The sequence below is a fragment of the Lentzea nigeriaca genome, assembly GCF_016907955.1.
Lineage (GTDB): Bacteria > Actinomycetota > Actinomycetes > Mycobacteriales > Pseudonocardiaceae > Lentzea > Lentzea nigeriaca.
The window spans coordinates 515,739-532,974 of record NZ_JAFBCX010000003.1 but is presented as its reverse complement, the minus strand read 5'-3'; the positions used below and the strand labels follow the sequence as shown (position 1 = coordinate 532,974).

Below are 17,236 nucleotides of genomic sequence, written 5' to 3'. Positions count from 1 at the left end.
CACGGGCGAGGGCCGTCCTCATCAGACAAACTGCACGTCATGCAGGAACTGGCTTTGCTCGCGGTCGCGGCCGTGCTGATCATCGTGGCGGTGTCGTACCTCGCGCCCAAGCTGGGTGTCGCGGCGCCCGTGCTGCTGGTGCTCGTCGGCATGGGGTGCAGTCAGCTGCCCGGCGCGCCGCGGGTGTTCGTCGAGCCGGAGCTGATCCTGGTGGTGGTGCTGCCGCCGATCCTCTACGCGGCCGCGGTGAACGTGCCGGTGGTGGACTTCCGGCGCAACGCCAAGACCATCGGGGCGCTGTCGGTCCTGCTCGTCGCGGTGTCGGCGTTCGGGACGGGCCTGCTGATCTGGTGGCTGCTGCCGGACATCGGCTTCGCGGCGGCACTGGCGCTGGGTGCGGTGATCAGCCCGCCGGACGCCGTCGCGGCGACGTCCATCGGCAAGCGGCTCGGGTTGCCGCCGCGACTCGTGACGATCCTGGAAGGCGAGGGTCTGGTCAACGACGCGACCGCGCTGGTGTTGATGCGCACGGCCATCGCCGCGATCGCGACGACCGTGTCGTTCGGCAGTGCTCTCGGCGACTTCGCGTTCGCCGTGGCCGTTGGCATCGCGATCGGCGCTGTGGTCGGCGTCGTGTCGGTGTGGGTGCGGTCGAAGATCCAGAGCCAGCCGGTGCTCACCACCGCTATCTCGTTCGTGGTGCCGTTCCTGGCGTTCATTCCGACCGAGGAGCTGCACGCGTCCGGTGTCATCGCGGTCGTCACGGCCGGTCTGATCACCGGTCATCAGAGCGCCAGTAGGTTCGCGGCACACGACCGGATCTCCGAACGCACGAACTGGCGCACGATCCAGTTGCTGCTGGAGAACGGCGTGTTCCTGCTGATGGGCTTCGAGCTCACGTCGGTGGTGAGCGACGTGGCGGACGAGGGCCTGAGCCGGACGCTCGTCCTCGGTCTGCTGGTGACGGCGGCGCTCGTCGTACTGCGCGTGGTGTTCGTGGTCCCACTGATCGGGTTGCTGCGCCACCAGCAGAAGCGCGCGGACCAGCTGTCCGGGCGCATGGAGTCGTGGGTGGGCAGCTTCACCGCGCGAGGGCCGCGCCCCGGCGAGGAGGAACGGTTCGACCGCGCGGCGCGTGCCCTCCAGCGTCGCCAGGCCGACATCAACTTCTACGCGAGCGAAGGCCTCGGGTGGCGCGGTGGCGCGGTGCTCGCCTGGTCGGGCATGCGCGGCGTCGTCACCCTCGCCGCGGCCCAGTCGTTGCCGACGTACGTGCCGCACCGCGCCGAGCTGATCCTGGTCGCGTTCACCGTCGCGATCCTCACCCTCGTCGTGCAGGGCGGCTCACTGCCGTTGGTGATCAAGTGGCTCGGCGTCCGCGGCAACGACGAGGAACACGAGCGCCGCGAGTACGCGCGGCTCGCCGGTGAGCTGATGACGGCGACGCAGGCGTTGCTGGAAAGCCCGTCGCTCCAGCGGGAGAACGGCAAGCCGTTCGACGACGAGATCCTCGAGAAGGCCAGGAAACGCAGCCTCGTCATCAGCGAGGTGATCGACAAGATGGTCAACGAACGCGACCCCGACAGCCACCTGAACCAGCAGCGCGAGCTGCAGCGGTTGATGATGGAGACTCAGCAGAGCGCGCTGCTGGACGCCCGCGCGGGCGGGACGTACGGCTCGCACACCCTGGAACGCGCGCAGATCTTCATCGACGGGGCGTCCACCCGGTTCACCGCCTAAAGCAGTTTGTCCAGTGTGATCGGCAGATCGCGAACCCGGACACCCGTCGCGTGGTGGACGGCGTTCGCGATCGCGCCGGCCACGCCGACGATGCCGAGCTCGCCGATGCCCTTGGCGCCGAGCCCGCTGACCAGCGGGTCGGGGTGGTTCAGGAACCGGACGTCGATCTTCGGGATGTCGGAGTGCACCGGCACCAGGTAGGAGGCGAGGTTGGCGTTGGCGAAACGGCCCGTGGCGTGGTCGACCTCGGTGGCCTCCAGCAACGTCTGGCCGATGCCCATGACCACCGCGCCCTGGATCTGGCTGCGGGCTGCTTTGGCGTTCACGATCGTGCCCGCGTCGCACACGGACCGCCAGCGCGTCACGCGTGGTTCGCCGGTCAGCCGATGCACGCGCACCTCGCAGAAGTGCGCGCCGAACGACCGGTAGCCGTGCTCGGGGTCGACGAGCCGGGGCGAGGTGCCGACCGCTTCGACGCCACCGACGTCGCACGTCGTGAGCAGCGTGCCGAAGCTCATCGTCACGCCGCCGGACGAGATGCTGCCGTCGCGGTCGACGACCGTCGCGGGATCCTTGCCGTGGAACGGAGAACGCGGGTTCGAGACCGCGAGGGTGATCAGCTCGGTCTGCACCGCCTTGGCCGCGACCTGGACCGCGGGGCCGTTGGTGCCTGTCGATGTTGAGCCACCCGCGTTCGCCGCGGCGGGGGAGGTGGAGTCGCCGAGCTCCGGCCGTACGCTGGAGACCGGGATGCCCAGCTCGTCGGCGACCAGGATCGCGAACACGGTGTATTGGCCGGTGCCCAGGTCGGCGGCGGTGCCGGAGACGGACGCGGTGCCGTCCGGGTGCAGCCGGACCTTGACCGACGCCTGGCCGCGGCCCGCGCCGTAGGTGGCGGTGGCCATGCCGGTGCCGACGAGCCAGTCGCCGTCGACGGTCGCGCGGACTCCCTTGGGCCGCTCGGCCCAGCCGAACTCCTCCGCCCCGATCCGGTAGCACTCGTCGAGATGCTTGCTGGACCAGGGTTTCCCGGTGTTGGGCACGAGGGTCGCGTAGTTGCGCAGCCGCAGCTCGACCGGGTCGACGCCGAGCTGCTCGGCGAGCTCGTCCATCGCGCTCTCCAGCGCGAACGAGCCGTTGGCCTCGCCGGGTGCCCGCATCACGGTCGCCGCGCCGAGGTTGAGCGGCACGATCTTCTTGGTGACGCGGATGTTGGGGCTCGCGTAGGTGGTGAGCGTCCAGTTCGCGACGGACTCGGACCAGTTGCCGCCGAGGCCGCGGCTCGTCACACCGTCGTTGACGATCGACGTGAGCTTGCCGTCGGCCGTGCACGTCATTGTGAGAGTTTGCTCGGTCGTCGGCCGATGTCCGGCCATCGCGAACACCTGCTCGCGCGTGAGCACGGCCTTGATCGGCCGGCCCAGTGCTTTGGACGCGGCGCACGCCAGCGGTACCTGCGCCCAGTTGCCCCACTTGCCGCCGAACCCACCGCCCACGTGCGGGCTGAGCACGTGGATCTTCGCCGCGTCGATGCCGAGCGTCTCGGACAGCCTGCGCTGCACCAGAAGCGCGCCCTGCGACACCGTGTAGACGGTCAGGTGGTCGCCGTTCCAGGTCGCGACAGTCGCGTGCGGTTCCATCGCGCAGTGGTGCTGGAACGGCGTTGTGTAGGTGGCGGTGAAGGTGATGTCGCCGAGGGCCTGGGTGCCGACGACCTCTTCGACCTCATCGAACCTCCGCGCGGTCCGGCCGGGGAACTCCGTGGCCGGCGGCTGCTGCTGGTAGGTCGCGGTGACCAGGCCGGCGGCGTCACGGGCCTGCTCCCAGGTCTCGGCGACGACGAACCCGATGGCCTGGCCGAAGAACCGCACCTCGTTGTCCTGCAGCGGAGGGAAGCGCTCGTCGTTCTGCTCCTGGACGTACGCGAAGAGCTTGAGCGGGTTGAACGGTGTGTACACGGCGAGCACGCCGGGGGAGGCCAGCGCCGCGGCCGTGTCCATCGCGGTGACGGAGCCTTTGCCGATCGTGCTCGTGACGAGGTAGCCGTAGGCGACGCCGGGGACCTTGGTGTCGGCGGCGTACGGTGCCGCGCCGGTGACCTTGATGCGGCCGTCGACCCGGTCGACGGGCTGGCCGATCATCGCACACCTGCCGCGTCGAGCAGGGCGCGGACGATCGAGCGCTTGAGCAGGCTGGTCTTGAACGCGTTGTGCGCCAACGGCCGTGCTCCGTCCACAGCGGACTCGGCGGCATCGGCGAACGTTCTTTCCATCGCCACGCCGCCTTTCAGGGCTTCCTCGACGGCTCGCAGCCGCCACGGTTTCGTGCCCACACCGCCCGCCGCGAGCCGGACGTCCTGCACCACACCGCGCTTGAGGTCGACCGCCGCCGCCACGGACGTGAGCGCGAACTCGTAGGACTGCCGGTCGCGGATCTTGAGGTAGGTGGAGTGCCGGGCCCAGGGCAGCGTCGGCACGACCACCTCGGCGACCAGTTCGCCGGGTGCGAGCGCGTTCTCCCGTTCCGGCGTGCTGCCCGGCAGGCGGTAGAAGTCGTCGAGCGGGATGGTTCTGTCGCCGTCCTTGCCGCGCACCACGACCTGGGCTTCCAACGCGACGAACGCGACGGCGACGTCACTGGCGTGGGTCGCGACGCACGAGTCGCTGGTGCCGAGGATCGCGTGGCCCCGGTTGACGCCGGTCAGCGCGGGACACCCGCTGCCCGGCCGCCGCTTGTTGCACGCCGACGTGACGTCACGGAAGTAGTCGCACCGCGTGCGCTGCAGGAGATTTCCGCCGATGCTCGCCATGTTCCGCAACTGCCAGGAGGCGCTGAGCAGCAACGCGCGGGAGATCATCGGGTGAACCGCCGTGACGACGGGATGCGCGGCGACGTCGCTCATCCGTTCCAGCGCCCCGATCCGCAGCGCGCCCGCGTGCAGCCGGATGCCCTTGAGCGGCAGGGAGTTGACGTCGATGACCCGGTCGGGCGTCAGGACGTCGAGCTTCATCAGGTCGACGAGCGTCGTGCCACCGGCGAGGAACGCGGAGCCCGGCCGCGCGAGCTTCAGGGCGTCGTCGACGGTGGCCGCCGCGGCGTAGTCGAACGCGCGCATCAGCTCTCCTTGACCTGCTTGATCGCCGCGAGGATGTTCGGGTAGGCGCCGCAGCGGCAGATGTTGCCGGACATGGCTTCGCGGATCTGGTCGTCGGTGCGGACCTCGCGCTCCTCGACGACCTTGACCGCCGACATGATCTGCCCGGACGTGCAGAACCCGCACTGGAACCCGTCGTTCTCGATGAACGCCCGCTGGACGGAATGCAGCTCGCCGCCGTCGGCGATGCCCTCGATCGTCGTGACTTCCTTGCCCTGCACCGTCACCGCGAGCGTCAGGCACGACAGCACCCGACGGTCGTCGACGTGGACCGTGCACGCGCCGCACTGGCCGCGGTCGCAGCCCTTCTTCGTGCCGGTGAGCTGCAGCCGCTCCCGCAGCGCGTCGAGCAGCGTGACCCGCGGGTCGACGCCGAGCTTCCGGCGTTCGCCGTTGACCTTGAACGCCACCTCGACGACGCCGGAGTCGTTCTCTGGCGCGGCGACGGCCTCTTCCAGTGGTGAGGTCAGCGCGACTCCGGCCGAGACCGCCGCCGCCCGACCGAAGAACTGCCGCCTGCTGGTTGTCACGTGACCCCCTGTGCTCGGAGCCACACAATCAGTATCGATTCGAGCGGTCAATCCCTACCGAAGTTCCGGTTCGAGGTTCATCAACCTGAACGCCTAGCTGGCGGTCGTCGCCTCACACGTCACCTTCTGGCCGCGCGGTGCGGTGGCGCTGGCCAGCTCCTTCACGCCGTCGAGCAGGATGCGGCACGACAGCACCTCGTCGCCGTTGGGTGTCGCCGCGACCTGGGCCTTCTCGCCGTAGTTGATGACCACCTCGTGCGTGAAGGGAACGGGAGCGTTCTTGGTGACGGACTGCGGGGTCTGCTTCTTGTACCTGTCCGGGTTCTCGAGGTACTGGACCTGCACGAGACCGTTGACGGCCGGCTCGGTCCGCACCTCGTAGGTGATGGCCCAGGCCTTGCCGATCAGCGTGTTCCAGCCGCCGAAGTGGTTGACCAGGACGACGGTGCCGGTGCCGATCACGGCCAGCACCGCCAGCACGACGAGCGTCTTCATAGGACAGACGTTAGGGCATGGTTCGGGGGTGTGACTCCGGGGTCATCCCGCAGAACCGGTGCGAGGACTGAAGACTCACTTGAGCAGCAGGCGCACCGTGAGCTCGAGCCGGTTCGCGACGTCCGTGGCCGTGGCGCGTCGGGTGACCCAGGCGACCAGGTTGGACAGCCACACGTCGCCGATCACGCGGGCGATGGCCTTCTGCTCGTCGGTCGGCTCCTCGGCGCTCATGGCGCGGGTGAACATGCTCTCCATCAGCCAGGCCACGCGGTCGACCTCGGCGCCCGCGGAGGCGTCGGCGAACGTGAACGCGCGCGTCATCGCCTCGGTGAGGTGCGGGTTGCGCTGCAGGCCCCTGGTGATGCGGCCGAGGACGAACAGCACGCGCTCGTAGGCGCTGTCGCCGGGCACAGTGGTGCGGTCCATCTTCTCCTGGGCGCGCTCCAGTTCCACCGCGAGGCTCGACACGAGCAGGTGGACCTTCGACGGGAAGTAGCGGTACAACGTGCCCAGCGCGACGTCCGCCCTGTCGGCGACAGCGCGCATCTGGACGGCGTCGAAACCGCCCTTGGACGCCAGCGCGATGGTCGCGTCGACGATCCGCTTGCGCCGTTCGCGCTGGGCCGCGGAGCTGAGCTCCTCGCCCGCCATCAGCGCGTCCGTGCGGGACTTCGAGGGTGACACGGAGATGATCCTCCTGGAACGTGTTGCAGCTGCGCCTCCATCGTACTCGATCGGTTTGGCGGCCATGATCTGTTGCCCGAATTAGAACACGTTCTATAAACTCCTTCACATCTTGGAGGAGGTCGTATGCCGATCGCCACGACCGGGGAACAACGAGCGCTGCGGGACAGCGTGGACGCCGCGAAGGGTGAGTGGGCCGACCTCGTCCGGGTCGGGTTCTTCGAGGTGGTGCGGGAGGGCGGCACGGTCGTCGATCTCGCGGTGATGCTCGAACGGGCCGCGGAGAACCTCGTGCCAGGGCCGTTGCTGCCCACAGCGCTGGCGTCCGTGCTGGTCCCCGAGTTCGAGGGGATCGCGGGATTCGGGTTCTCGTCTCACCACGTGGTCGGCGCGGCCGAAGCCACGCATGTGCTGGTCAGAACGGACTCCTGGCGGCTCGCGCCCGTCGGGCAGGTGACCGAGCTCGACGCCGTCGACCTCTCGCGGTCGCTGGGCTCGGTGGTCGTCACCGAACCCGGCGTCGAGGTCGATGATCCGACGGATCTCGCGATCACGTTGATGGCGGCCGAGGCGAGCGGGATCGCCGCGTGGTGCCTGAACACCGCGGTCTCGTATGCCAAGCAGCGTCAGCAGTTCGGCCGGGCGATCGGGTCGTTCCAGGCCGTGAAGCACCTGTGCGTCGAGATGCTGTGCCGGGCGGAGCAGGCCAGTTCGGTCGCGTGGGACGCGGCAGGGTCGGTCGGGGAGGACGAACACCCGCTGGCGGCGGCGGTCGCGGCGGCCGTGGCGCTGGACGCGGCGGTGCGCAATGCCAAGGACTGCATCCAGGTACTGGGCGGCATCGGGTTCACCTGGGAACACGACGCCCACCGCTACCTGCGCCGGGCGTTGTCCCTGCAACAGCTCGCCGGTGGGACGACCCGGTGGCGGCGGCGGGTCGCGGAGCTGGCTCTGCAAGGCATGCGTCGCTCTCACGCTGTGGAGATCACGGGCGATCCGGAGGTGCGGGCGTTCGCCGAGGGGATCGCCGGGCTGGATCCCGCCGCCCAGCGGGAACGGCTGGCGGACAGCGGTTTCCTCGTCCCGCACTGGCCACGTCCGTACGGGTTGGACGCCGACCCCGCGCGGTTGCTGGTGATCGACGACGAGTTCGCGCGTGCCGGGGTGCGCAGGCCCGACCTGGTGATCGGCGGCTGGGCGGGGCCGACGATCCTCCGGCACGGGACCGCCGAGCAGCAGGAACGGTTCGTGCGGCCGACGTTGCGCGGCGAGATCACGTGGTGCCAGCTGTTCAGCGAACCGGAGGCGGGCTCGGACCTGGCGTCGTTGCGCACCAGGGCGGTCCGCGTGGACGGCGGCTGGCGGATCACCGGGCAGAAGGTGTGGACGTCGCTCGCGCACCAGGCCGACTGGGCGATCTGCCTCGCCCGCACGGACTCCTCGGTGCCCAAACACAAGGGCATCACGTACTTCCTGGTGGACATGCGCTCCGAAGGCGTCGACGTGCGGCCGTTGCGGGAGATCACCGGCGATGCCCGGTTCAACGAGGTCTTCCTGGACGACGTGTTAGTGCCCGACGACTGCGTGGTCGGCGAGGTCAACGACGGCTGGCGGCTGGCCCGCACGACGCTCGCCAACGAACGGGTCGCGATGGGGTCGTCGCTGGGTGAGTCGCTGGAACGGGTGCTGGCTTCCCAGGCTGCGACCGACCGCCCGGAACGGCTGGGCGAGCTCGTGGCGCAGGGGCTCGCGGTCGCGGCGCTGGACCTGCGGGCGAGCCTGCGCGTGCTGAGCGGGCAGGAGCCGGGGGCGGAGTCCAGCGTGCGCAAGCTCGTCGGGGTGCGGCAGCGGCAGGACGTCGCCGAGTTCGCGGTCGAGCTGCTCGGACCGGAGGCGAGCGTGCACAGCGACGTGGTCCACGAGTTCCTGCTCACCCGGTGCCTGAGCATCGCCGGCGGGACGACCCAGGTGCTGATGAACCTCGCCGGCGAACGGATTCTCGGTCTACCCAGGGAAATTTGACGCAGGGAGCCCTGATGGATTTCGAGCTCGACGAGACCCAGCGGGAGATCGCCGCGCTGGCGGCCGACGTGCTGGGCAGGGAGAGCGACACCCCGTGGAAAGCCTTGGGGGAAGCGGGTTTGCTGGCCCTGGCCGTTCCGGAACGACTCGGTGGCGATGGGCTCGGCGTCCTGGAAACCGCCGTCCTGCTCACCGAGGTCGGGCGGCGGGCCGTGGACGTGCCCGCGCTGGCGACACTCGCGTTGGGAGTGCTGCCAATCGTCGCGCACGGGACTCCCGAGCAGCAGGACGAGCTGCTGCCGCTGATCGTGGAGCAGCACGGCGTGTTCACGGCGGCGCTGAGCGAACCGTCCGCGCCTCTGCCCACGCTGCCGAGCACGAAGGCGGGGCCGGACGGGATCTTCGGCATGAAGATCAACGTGCCGCACGCCGCCGAGGCGCGGCGGATCCTCGTGAGCGCCGACACCGGGGTCTACGTGGTCGATCCGGCGCAACCCGGTGTGTCCATTTCGGACGGAACCGTGTGCTTCGAAGGCGCTCGCGGCGAAGAGCTGCGCGGCGCGGCCGAGAACCTGCGCCGATTCGCGCTGGCCGGTGCGTGTGCGATCGCGGACGGTGTGCTGGCAGGAGCGCTCGACCTCACGGTGCAGCACGTCGGCACCCGTCACCAGTTCGGCAAGCCGTTGTCGACGTTCCAGGCGGCCGCGTGCCAGGTCGCGGACGTCTACATCGCCTCCCGCACCCTCCACCTCGCGGCACTGACCGCCTGCTGGAGCCTCGACGACTACGACCTCGCCACGGCCGCCTACTGGCTGGCCGCCGAAGCGCTCCCGGCCGTCCACACCTGCCACCACCTGCACGGCGGCCTGGGGCTCGACATCACCTACCCGATGCACCGCTACTACGGCATGGCCAAGGAGCTGACGCGGTTCGTCGGCGGAGTGGAGCACCGCTTGGGGGCCATCGATGTTCATTGACCTCACCGCGGACCAGCGCAAGCTGCGCGACGAGCTGCGCGAGTACTTCGCGAACCTCATGTCACCCGAGGAACGCGAGGCCATGCTCACCGAACGTCACGGCGCGACCTACCGCGAGCTCGTGCGCAGGCTCGGCCAGGACGGCAGGCTCGGCGTCGGGTGGCCGGTGGAGTACGGCGGCAAGGGGTTCGGGCAGGTCGAGCAGCAGATCTTCGTCAACGAGGCCGCGCGCGCCGACGTCCCGCTGCCGTACGTGACGCTGCAGACGGTCGGCCCGACGTTGCAGGCGTTCGGAACCCAGGAGCAGAAGGACTTCTTCCTGCCGCGCATCCTGAGCGGCGACCTCCACTTCGCCATCGGCTACACCGAGCCGGACGCGGGCACCGACCTCGCCGCGTTGCGCACCAAGGCCGTTCGCGAAGACGATCACTACGTCGTCAACGGGCAGAAGACGTTCACGACGGGCGGCCACGACGCGGACTACGTGTGGCTCGCCTGCCGCACCGGAGCGCCGGACTCGCGGCACAAGGGCATCACGATCCTCATCGTCGACACCAAGGATCCCGGTTACTCGTGGACGCCGATCATCACGTGCGACGGCGCACACCACGTCAACGCGACCTACTACAACGACGTGCGTGTACCCGAGGGCATGCGGGTGGGCGAGGAGAACAAGGGCTGGCGGCTGATCACCACCCAGCTCAACCACGAACGCGTGATGCTCGGCCCGTCCGGCCGGATCGGCGCTCTGGTGGAACGGGTCCACCGCTGGGCCGCCGAACGTCAGCTCCTGGACGAACCGGACGTGCGGCGGGCGTTGGCGGAGGCCGGAGCGGTGCACCGGGTGAACGAACTGCTCAACTGGCAGGTCGCCGGCGGCGAGGTCTCGGTCGCGGACGCGTCGGCGACCAAGGTCTTCGCCGCAGACCGCACCCAGCGCGTCGGACGGCTGCTGGAGGAGCTCGTCGGACGCCACGGCGCCGACGCCGAGCTGGTCCGCTGGCTGGACGTTCAGGCACGGCGCAACCTCGTGCTGACGTTCGGCGGGGGAGTGAACGAGATCCAGCGCGAGCTGATCGCCAACATCGGGCTCGGACTTCCACGGGTGGTGCGATGATCGACATCGAGAAAGAGGCCGCACGCGTCGCCGAGCAGGGCGAATCCGCGCCGAGGCTGGCCCGCGACCCTGTCAACCTGCCGATGATCAACAACTGGCTGGAGGCGATCGGCGACCAGCACCCCGGCTACACCGAGGTCGCGCCGCCCGCGATGGTCCAGGTGTGGACGATGGGCGGCCTGCACGGTCAACGTGCGCTGGACGACCCGCTCGGCGCGATGATGAAGATCCTGGACGAGGCCGGGTTCACGTCCGTTGTCGCCACGAACAGCGACCAGACCTACCACCGCTACCTCAAGATCGGCGAGCACGTCTCGGTGACGTCGACACTCGAGGACGTGACGGGCCCGAAGAAGACGGCGCTCGGCGAAGGGTGGTTCGTCACGACCAGGAGCACCTGGTACGTGGGGGACGAGGCCGTGGCGGAGATGCGGTTCCGGGTGCTCAAGTTCCGCCCAGCGGAGAAACAGGAACCCAAACCAGAGCCGCGGCAAGCTCAGGCGATCCGCCCTTCGATCAACCGCGACACCGAGTACTTCTGGGAAGGCTGCCGAAACCAGGAACTCCGCATCCAGCGCTGCGGCGGCTGCGGCCTCCTGCGCCACCCACCGGGCCCGATGTGCCCGGAATGCGGTGCCACCAAACCGAAGTACCTCGTGTCGGACGGCCGAGGCGTCGTCTACAGCTACGTCGTGCACCACCACCCGCAGGTGCCCGGCAAGCAGACACCGTTCGTCATCGCCCTGGTCGAACTGGACGAGGGCGTGCGCATGCTCGGCGAACTGGACGGCGAACCGAGCATCGGGCTGCCGGTCGAGGTCGTGTTCACGAAGGTCGACGACGAACTGACGATGCCGAGCTGGAGGCCCCGTGCGGATCGGTGATTCCCTGCCGGAGTGGCACGTCGAGGCCACCCCGACGTTCGTGATCAGCACCGCGATCGCGACGCGTGACTTCCAGGACGTGCACCACGATCGCGACCTGGCGGTGAAGCGCGGCTCGAAGGACATCTTCATCAACATCCTCACCACGACCGGGCTGGTGCAGCGGTACGTCACGGACTGGGCGGGCCCGGAAGCGCTGGTGCGTCAGGTGAACATCCGCCTCGGCGCACCTTGCTACGCCTACGACACGCTGAAGTTCTTCGGCCAGGTCATCGAACGCGAAGATCAGAACCTCACCATCGAGGTCGTCGGCAGGACCGGGCACGGCGACCACGTCACCGGCATCGTGAAGATCGAGGTAATGGCATGAACGCCGCGATCGTGGGCGTCGGCGCGACCGACTTCTCCAAGAACTCCGGCCGCAGCGAACTCCAGCTGGCGGCGGAGGCGGTGCGGGCGGCACTCGCGGACGCGGGCCTGGAACCGTCTGATGTGGACGGTCTGGTCAGCTTCACCATGGACACCAACGCCGAGATCGCCGTCGCGCGCGAGCTGGGCATTCCGGAGCTGACGTTCTTCAGCCGCGTCCACTACGGCGGCGGCGCGGCGTGCGCGACCGTCCAGCAGGCCGCGATGGCCGTCGAGACCGGCGCGGCGAAGGTAGTCGTGTGCTACCGCGCCTTCAACGAACGCTCGGGCCACCGGTTCGGCCAGGTGCAGACTGCGGCCGCCGTGAACATCGACAACAGCTGGTCGTACCCGATGGGCCTGGGCACTCCGGCCGCGATGGTCGCGATGTTCGCCCGCCGCTACATGCACGAGTACGGCGCGACCTCGGAAGACTTCGGCCGGATCGCGGTGATCGACCGCAAGCACGCCGCCACGAACCCGCACGCGTGGTTCCACAACAGGCCGATCACCCTCGATGACCACCAGGCCTCCCGCTGGATCGCCGAACCGCTCAGGCTGCTCGACTGCTGCCAGGAGACCGACGGCGGCGTCGCCCTCGTCGTCACCTCGGCGGAACGCGCCCGCGAGCTGCCGCAGAAGCCGGCGCACATCAATGCGGCCACGCAGGGCAGCGGCGTCGACCAGTTCACGATGACGAGCTACTACCGCGACGACCTGACCAGGCTGCCCGAGATGGGCGTGGTGGCACGCGGGTTGTGGGAGAAGTCGGGCATCGGTCCGTCCGATGTGGACGTTGCTGTGCTCTACGACCACTTCACGCCGTTCGTCCTGGTCCAGCTGGAAGAACTGGGCTTCTGCGGCAGGGGAGAGGCCAAGGACTTCGTGGCGTCCGGTGCTTTGGAACTGGACGGTGATCTGCCGCTCAACCCGCACGGCGGCCAGCTCGGCGAGGCCTACCTGCACGGCATGAACGGCATCGCCGAGGCTGTGCGCCAGGTGCGCGGCACGGCGGTGAACCAGATCGCGGACGTCGAGCACGTCCTGGTCACCGCCGGCACCGGCGTGCCGACGAGCGGTCTTGTGCTAGGCGCGTCGTAGCCGGTCGCGCATGACCTTGCGCACCATGGTCACCAGCCCCTTGGGTTCGTTCTCCTGCTCCGGCTGGAGGTACCCGAGCAGTTTGTGCAGCAGCTCGTTGGTCGACGTCCACAGTGGAACGAAGTCGCCTGCGACGGGACCGGTGCCGCGAACAGGGCCGCCGGTCAGCTCGGTGACACGCCGCACCAGGTCGAGGGTCTGCTCGTCGCGGAACACGAGCTGCACCTCGTCCTCGGCCAGCCGCAGCTCCATCCTGCGCGCCGCGGCCTCCTCGGGGGTGGCGTCCGTGGTGCTCTCCGGGTCGAGCTCATCGATCTTCGCGGCGATGGTCTCCGGATCTACACCGAGATCGGCGAGCACGCGAGCCGCCATGCTGCCCTCGGACCTGACCAGGGCCTCCAGCAGGTGGTGGCTGCCGACCGGGCCCGCGCCGGCCAGCGCCTCCGCGGCGGAGAACGCCTCCTCCGCCGCCGTGGTGGACTTCTGCGTGCGGGTGGCCGGTTCGGTCATCTCGGCCAGCACGAGTCTGCGCAGGCGGTCGAGGTCCTCGGCGTGCCGCACGAGGATCTTGGCAGCGACGCCCTCGCCCTCCCTGATCAGCCCGAGCAGCACGTGTTCCGGCCCGATGTGGTTGTGGTTCAGGCTGAGCGCCTCCCGCAACGACAGCTCGAGGACCTTCTTCGCCCGCGGCGTGAAGGGGATGTGCCCCTCCTTCTTCGGCTCGGTGCCGGCGCCGACGATCTCGATCACGTCCGCCCGCACCGTCTCCTTGGTGAGCCCGACGCGGTGGAGCACCTTGGCCGAGACGCTGGCCGGCGCGTCGAACAGGCCGAGCAGCACGTGCTCGGTCCCGATGTAGTTGTGCTGCAGTTCCCGCGAGGCCTCCTGTGCGCGGACGACGACCTGGCGGGCTTCCCCCGTGAATCGCTCGAACATGAAGCCAGCGTGCGCGCCTATGATTGACCATGTCAATGCAGTGTCACTGACAGGGTGGGATGCCAATGTCAGGCGAGTGGGAAGACCGGCTTTCCCGGTGGCAGGACGAGCTGCGGCTGTTCGCGCAGCTGGAGGACACCCCGTGGGTGTCGCTCGCCCAGGCCGAGGCGGAGACCGGAGTGTCCCGCTCGGCCCTGCGTTCCTGGTACCGCAACGGTGAGATCGAGTCGCGCCTGGTCGACGGGCCGAACGGCCCGCAGCGGCTGGTGCCGCTGGACGCCGTGGTGGAGCGCGCCGCGAAGTCGCCGCGGATCCAGCGCCGGGCCGAGCGCGAGATCGGGCTCGAAGCGCAGGTGACCCTTCTGCGGCACCGGGTCGACCAGCTCGAGCTGCGGCTCGCGGCGCTGGAACGACGGCCGCCGGCGGATTGATCGCGGCGGCCCGGCATCAGCTGCTCGCCGACCAGTCCGCGCTACGCCAGCAGGTCGGTGGTCCGCGTGGCCCCCATCCGAGGCAATGTCGGCAGGTGACCGCCGGGCCTGCACTGATGGCGTTTGCAAGTACCACCAACTCAAGATCAACCTGCGTCTTTCTACTACCAACCGGCCCGCAGGGCGCCGTATGGCCACGCCAGCGACCAAGCCGCTTCGCAGGACATCGAACCAGTTGGGTGCAGTCAGCGGCGATTTGATCAAGAGTTGGTGGTACTTGCAGGCGCCTTGCCAGGCGTTCCGGCCAGTGGCCTGGCACTGGCCCACTCTGTCGAACCGGTTCGACCATGGCGGCGGCTTGTTCGACGAACCTTCTTGCCGAACATCGACACCTGCGCAATGTTGTGCAGTTGTCGGTATTCAGCCTCGCCCTCAGGTGTGACGAACCGGTTCGACCTGGGGCACCCACGGAAGGCACGACAGCATGAAAGGTCGATCACGCCGCCTCATCGCCGCAGCGACGACAACACTCGCCCTCACCGCAGCTGTCTCCCTCGCCCCTCTGCCCGACGAACCGAGCGCACACGCCGCGGGATCGGGTCCCTGCGACATCTACGCCTCAGGCAACACGCCCTGCGTGGCCGCGCACAGCACCACGAGGGCGTTGTACGGCAACTACAACGGCCCGCTCTACCAAGTCAGAAGATCCTCGGACAACACCACGCGGGACATCGGCGTGCTCAGCGTGGGCGGCGTGGCCGACGCCGCCGCCCAGGACTCGTTCTGCGGCACCGCGGCCTGCCTCATCACCGTCATCTACGACCAGTCCGGCCGCGGCAACCACCTCACCCAGGCACCCCCTGGCACCTGGAAAGGCCCAGAGCCGGGCGGATGGGACAAGCTCGCCGACGCGAAGGCGGCACCGGTCACCGTCGGCGGCCAGAAGGCCTACGGCGTCTTCATCTCGCCGGGCACCGGCTACCGCAACAACAAGACCAACGGTGTCGCGACCGGTGACCAGCCGGAAGGCATCTACGCAGTCGTCGACGGCCAGCACTACAACCAGTGGTGCTGCTTCGACTACGGCAACGCGCAGACGAACAACGCCGCCGACAGTCCCGCCATCATGGAGACCGTCTACTTCGGATCCAGCAAGCAGTGGGGCTACGGCGACGGCCCCGGCCCGTGGGTCATGGCCGATCTGGAGTGGGGCCTGTTCTCCGGCGTGAACCCCAAGTACAACAGGAACCCGACCATCAACCACCGCTTCGTGACGGCGATCGTCAAGGGCGAGTCGAACCACTGGGCTATCCGCGGCGGCAACGCGCAGTCGGGCGGCCTGTCGACCATGTTCGACGGTCCGCGTCCCAACGGCTACCACCCGATGAAGAAGCAGGGCGCGATCCTGCTCGGCATCGGCGGTGACAACAGCGTCACCGGCGCCGGCACCTTCTTCGAGGGCGTGCTCACCTCCGGCTACCCGACGAACGCCACCGAGGACGCCGTGCAGGCCAACATCACCGCGGCCGGCTACACACCAGCCGCCTCGCAGCCGGGTGTGCAGATCGTCGGTAGCCAGTCCGGCCGCTGTGTCGACGCTCCGGCCACCACCAACGGCACCCAGGTGCAGCTGGCGGACTGCCAGAGCGCCGACCGGCAACGCTTCACCTACACCGCCGACAAGAGGCTGCAGGTCTACGGCAACAAGTGCCTCGACGCCAACGGTCAGGGCACCACCAACGGCACCCAGGTGATCATCTGGGACTGCCACGGCGGTGCCAACCAGCAGTGGAACGTCAACTCGAACGGCACCATCTCCGGCGTGCAGTCAGGGTTGTGCCTGGACGCCAACGGCGCCGGCACGGCCGCAGGCACGAAGCTGATTCTCTGGTCGTGTCACGGCGGCACCAACCAGCAGTGGACTATGCGAGGCTGAGCACGGCGTCAGCGAGAACGGGACGGTCCGCGGCGGACGTCGTCAGCAGAAGCCGCGCACCGTCCCGCCACACCCGTGTGGTCAGGGTTTCTCCCGGGAACACCACACCCGCGAACTTCGCCCCGAACGACAGCACCTGCTCCGGCCCGTCGAGCAGCGCGTCGATCACGGCCTTGCACACCACGCCGTACGTGCAGAGCCCGTGCAGGATCGGCTGGTCGAACCCGGCCCGCCGCGCGAACTCCGGATCGGCGTGCAGCGGGTTCCGGTCGCCGCACAGCCGGTACAGGTAGGCCTGCTGCGGCAGAGTCGCGGTCTCGATCACCGCGTCCGGTTCACGCGAAGGCATCTCGACCTTGCCCGAAGGCCCGCGTTCGCCGCCGAACCCGCCCTCGCCGCGCGCGAAGATGCTCGACCTGGTGGTGTAGAGCGAAGTCCCGTCCGGAGTCACGGCCGTCGACTCCTGCACGATGACCGCGGCCTTCTCCTTGTCCCACACGTCAGCGATCCGGGTCCGCAGCACGGCCTCGCCCTCGGCCGGGATCGGCGCGTGCACCGTGATCTCCTGCGTCCCGTGCAGCACCCGAGCCAGGTCGATGTCGACACCGGGAAACGACACGACGGGCGGCGCGGTCTCGTGGAACCGGGGGGCGACGACGCCGAACGTCGGCAGCACCCGCAGCCCCTGCTCGTAGACGTACCGGAGTTCGGTGGCCCCCAGCGCCAGGTGGTAGAGCAGCACGTCCGACTGCGTCCAGGAGAACTTGACCTCGGGAAGTTCCGCTCCCACAGCAACATCAGGGTCGATCGGCATCCAGTGC

16 protein-coding genes and 1 pseudogene are annotated in these 17,236 nt (G+C 69.0%); 9 read left to right on the top strand and 8 right to left on the bottom strand.

Annotation, left to right across the window (positions count from 1 at the left end; genetic code table 11):
* Positions 1-39 precede the first annotated feature (39 nt).
* Complete coding sequence (locus JOD27_RS13470; RefSeq protein ID WP_204762530.1) at positions 40-1,740, top strand: cation:proton antiporter; 1,701 nt, start codon at positions 40-42, stop codon at positions 1,738-1,740.
* Here the strand turns inward: JOD27_RS13470 and JOD27_RS13465 are convergent.
* The 5 genes from JOD27_RS13465 to kstR all read right to left on the bottom strand — a co-directional run bounded on the left by JOD27_RS13465 (position 1,737) and on the right by kstR (position 6,570).
* The gene (locus JOD27_RS13465) at positions 1,737-3,881 is read right to left on the bottom strand and encodes a xanthine dehydrogenase family protein molybdopterin-binding subunit (protein WP_204762529.1); all 2,145 of its coding nucleotides are present in this window, start codon (positions 3,879-3,881) and stop codon (positions 1,737-1,739) included. The genes JOD27_RS13470 and JOD27_RS13465 overlap by 4 nt on opposite strands.
* A complete protein-coding gene (locus JOD27_RS13460) occupies positions 3,878-4,855 on the bottom strand; it encodes an FAD binding domain-containing protein (RefSeq protein ID WP_204762528.1) in 978 nt (325 codons plus the stop codon). Before JOD27_RS13460 ends, JOD27_RS13465 begins: the two co-directional genes overlap by 4 nt.
* Positions 4,855-5,424: a (2Fe-2S)-binding protein gene (locus JOD27_RS13455; protein WP_372441688.1), complete on the bottom strand. Its 570-nt coding sequence runs from the start codon at positions 5,422-5,424 to the stop codon at positions 4,855-4,857. The genes JOD27_RS13460 and JOD27_RS13455 overlap by 1 nt, the downstream gene beginning before the upstream one ends.
* 93 nt (positions 5,425-5,517) lie before the next feature.
* Entirely contained in the window at positions 5,518-5,919 is a 402-nt protein-coding gene (locus JOD27_RS13450; protein WP_204762527.1) for a hypothetical protein, read from the bottom strand.
* A gap of 75 nt (positions 5,920-5,994) precedes the next feature.
* Positions 5,995-6,570 (bottom strand): cholesterol catabolism transcriptional regulator KstR, encoded by a 576-nt coding sequence (gene kstR / locus JOD27_RS13445; protein ID WP_239567104.1) that lies wholly within the window; start codon positions 6,568-6,570, stop codon positions 5,995-5,997.
* Positions 6,571-6,729: 159 nt separating this feature from the next.
* Between kstR and JOD27_RS13440 the strand changes: the two genes are divergently transcribed.
* From JOD27_RS13440 to JOD27_RS13415, 6 genes are read left to right on the top strand one after another with little or no spacing between them, the layout of a single operon-like run.
* Positions 6,730-8,625: an acyl-CoA dehydrogenase family protein gene (locus JOD27_RS13440; protein ID WP_204762525.1), complete on the top strand. Its 1,896-nt coding sequence runs from the start codon at positions 6,730-6,732 to the stop codon at positions 8,623-8,625.
* A gap of 14 nt (positions 8,626-8,639) precedes the next feature.
* Positions 8,640-9,602 (top strand): acyl-CoA dehydrogenase family protein, encoded by a 963-nt coding sequence (locus tag JOD27_RS13435; protein ID WP_204762524.1) that lies wholly within the window; start codon positions 8,640-8,642, stop codon positions 9,600-9,602.
* A complete protein-coding gene (locus JOD27_RS13430; protein ID WP_204762523.1) occupies positions 9,592-10,719 on the top strand; it encodes an acyl-CoA dehydrogenase family protein in 1,128 nt (375 codons plus the stop codon). Before JOD27_RS13435 ends, JOD27_RS13430 begins: the two co-directional genes overlap by 11 nt.
* Complete coding sequence (locus tag JOD27_RS13425; RefSeq protein WP_307830130.1) at positions 10,719-11,603, top strand: Zn-ribbon domain-containing OB-fold protein; 885 nt, start codon at positions 10,719-10,721, stop codon at positions 11,601-11,603. Before JOD27_RS13430 ends, JOD27_RS13425 begins: the two co-directional genes overlap by 1 nt.
* Positions 11,590-11,973, top strand: a complete 384-nt coding sequence (locus JOD27_RS13420) for a MaoC family dehydratase (protein ID WP_204762521.1) — start codon at positions 11,590-11,592, stop codon at positions 11,971-11,973. The genes JOD27_RS13425 and JOD27_RS13420 overlap by 14 nt, the downstream gene beginning before the upstream one ends.
* The gene (locus tag JOD27_RS13415; RefSeq protein ID WP_204762520.1) at positions 11,970-13,112 is read left to right on the top strand and encodes a lipid-transfer protein; all 1,143 of its coding nucleotides are present in this window, start codon (positions 11,970-11,972) and stop codon (positions 13,110-13,112) included. The genes JOD27_RS13420 and JOD27_RS13415 overlap by 4 nt, the downstream gene beginning before the upstream one ends.
* Here JOD27_RS13415 and JOD27_RS44855 read toward each other — a convergent pair.
* The gene (locus JOD27_RS44855) at positions 13,098-13,622 is read right to left on the bottom strand and encodes a Clp protease N-terminal domain-containing protein (protein WP_275591675.1); all 525 of its coding nucleotides are present in this window, start codon (positions 13,620-13,622) and stop codon (positions 13,098-13,100) included. The two genes, JOD27_RS13415 and JOD27_RS44855, sit on opposite strands and share 15 nt — an antisense overlap.
* Before the next feature lie 6 nt (positions 13,623-13,628).
* A pseudogene (locus JOD27_RS44850) lies at positions 13,629-14,048 on the bottom strand (Clp protease N-terminal domain-containing protein); the annotation flags it as partial.
* A gap of 65 nt (positions 14,049-14,113) precedes the next feature.
* Between JOD27_RS44850 and JOD27_RS13405 the strand changes: the two are divergent.
* Entirely contained in the window at positions 14,114-14,479 is a 366-nt protein-coding gene (locus JOD27_RS13405) for an excisionase (RefSeq protein WP_239566965.1), read from the top strand.
* A 484-nt stretch (positions 14,480-14,963) separates the two neighbouring features.
* Complete coding sequence (locus tag JOD27_RS13400; RefSeq protein WP_204762517.1) at positions 14,964-16,415, top strand: arabinofuranosidase catalytic domain-containing protein; 1,452 nt, start codon at positions 14,964-14,966, stop codon at positions 16,413-16,415.
* Here the strand turns inward: JOD27_RS13400 and chsH3 are convergent.
* A complete protein-coding gene (gene chsH3 / locus JOD27_RS13395; RefSeq protein ID WP_204762516.1) occupies positions 16,402-17,229 on the bottom strand; it encodes an enoyl-CoA hydratase ChsH3 in 828 nt (275 codons plus the stop codon). The two genes, JOD27_RS13400 and chsH3, sit on opposite strands and share 14 nt — an antisense overlap.
* Positions 17,230-17,236 lie beyond the last annotated feature (7 nt).

Excerpts from the sequence above, each read along its gene's own strand:
- JOD27_RS13470 (WP_204762530.1), top strand. The coding sequence starts at position 40 with ATGCAGGAACTGGCTTTGCTCGCGGTCGCGGCCGTGCTGATCATCGTG.
- JOD27_RS13465 (WP_204762529.1), bottom strand. The coding sequence starts at position 3,881 with ATGATCGGCCAGCCCGTCGACCGGGTCGACGGCCGCATCAAGGTCACC.
- JOD27_RS13460 (WP_204762528.1), bottom strand. The coding sequence starts at position 4,855 with ATGCGCGCGTTCGACTACGCCGCGGCGGCCACCGTCGACGACGCCCTG.
- JOD27_RS13450 (WP_204762527.1), bottom strand. The coding sequence starts at position 5,919 with ATGAAGACGCTCGTCGTGCTGGCGGTGCTGGCCGTGATCGGCACCGGC.
- kstR (WP_239567104.1), bottom strand. The coding sequence starts at position 6,570 with ATGGCGGGCGAGGAGCTCAGCTCCGCGGCCCAGCGCGAACGGCGCAAG.
- JOD27_RS13440 (WP_204762525.1), top strand. The coding sequence starts at position 6,730 with ATGCCGATCGCCACGACCGGGGAACAACGAGCGCTGCGGGACAGCGTG.
- JOD27_RS13435 (WP_204762524.1), top strand. The coding sequence starts at position 8,640 with ATGGATTTCGAGCTCGACGAGACCCAGCGGGAGATCGCCGCGCTGGCG.
- JOD27_RS13430 (WP_204762523.1), top strand. The coding sequence starts at position 9,592 with ATGTTCATTGACCTCACCGCGGACCAGCGCAAGCTGCGCGACGAGCTG.
- JOD27_RS13415 (WP_204762520.1), top strand. The coding sequence starts at position 11,970 with ATGAACGCCGCGATCGTGGGCGTCGGCGCGACCGACTTCTCCAAGAAC.
- JOD27_RS44855 (WP_275591675.1), bottom strand. The coding sequence starts at position 13,622 with ATGACCGAACCGGCCACCCGCACGCAGAAGTCCACCACGGCGGCGGAG.
- JOD27_RS13405 (WP_239566965.1), top strand. The coding sequence starts at position 14,114 with ATGTCAGGCGAGTGGGAAGACCGGCTTTCCCGGTGGCAGGACGAGCTG.
- JOD27_RS13400 (WP_204762517.1), top strand. The coding sequence starts at position 14,964 with ATGAAAGGTCGATCACGCCGCCTCATCGCCGCAGCGACGACAACACTC.
- chsH3 (WP_204762516.1), bottom strand. The coding sequence starts at position 17,229 with ATGCCGATCGACCCTGATGTTGCTGTGGGAGCGGAACTTCCCGAGGTC.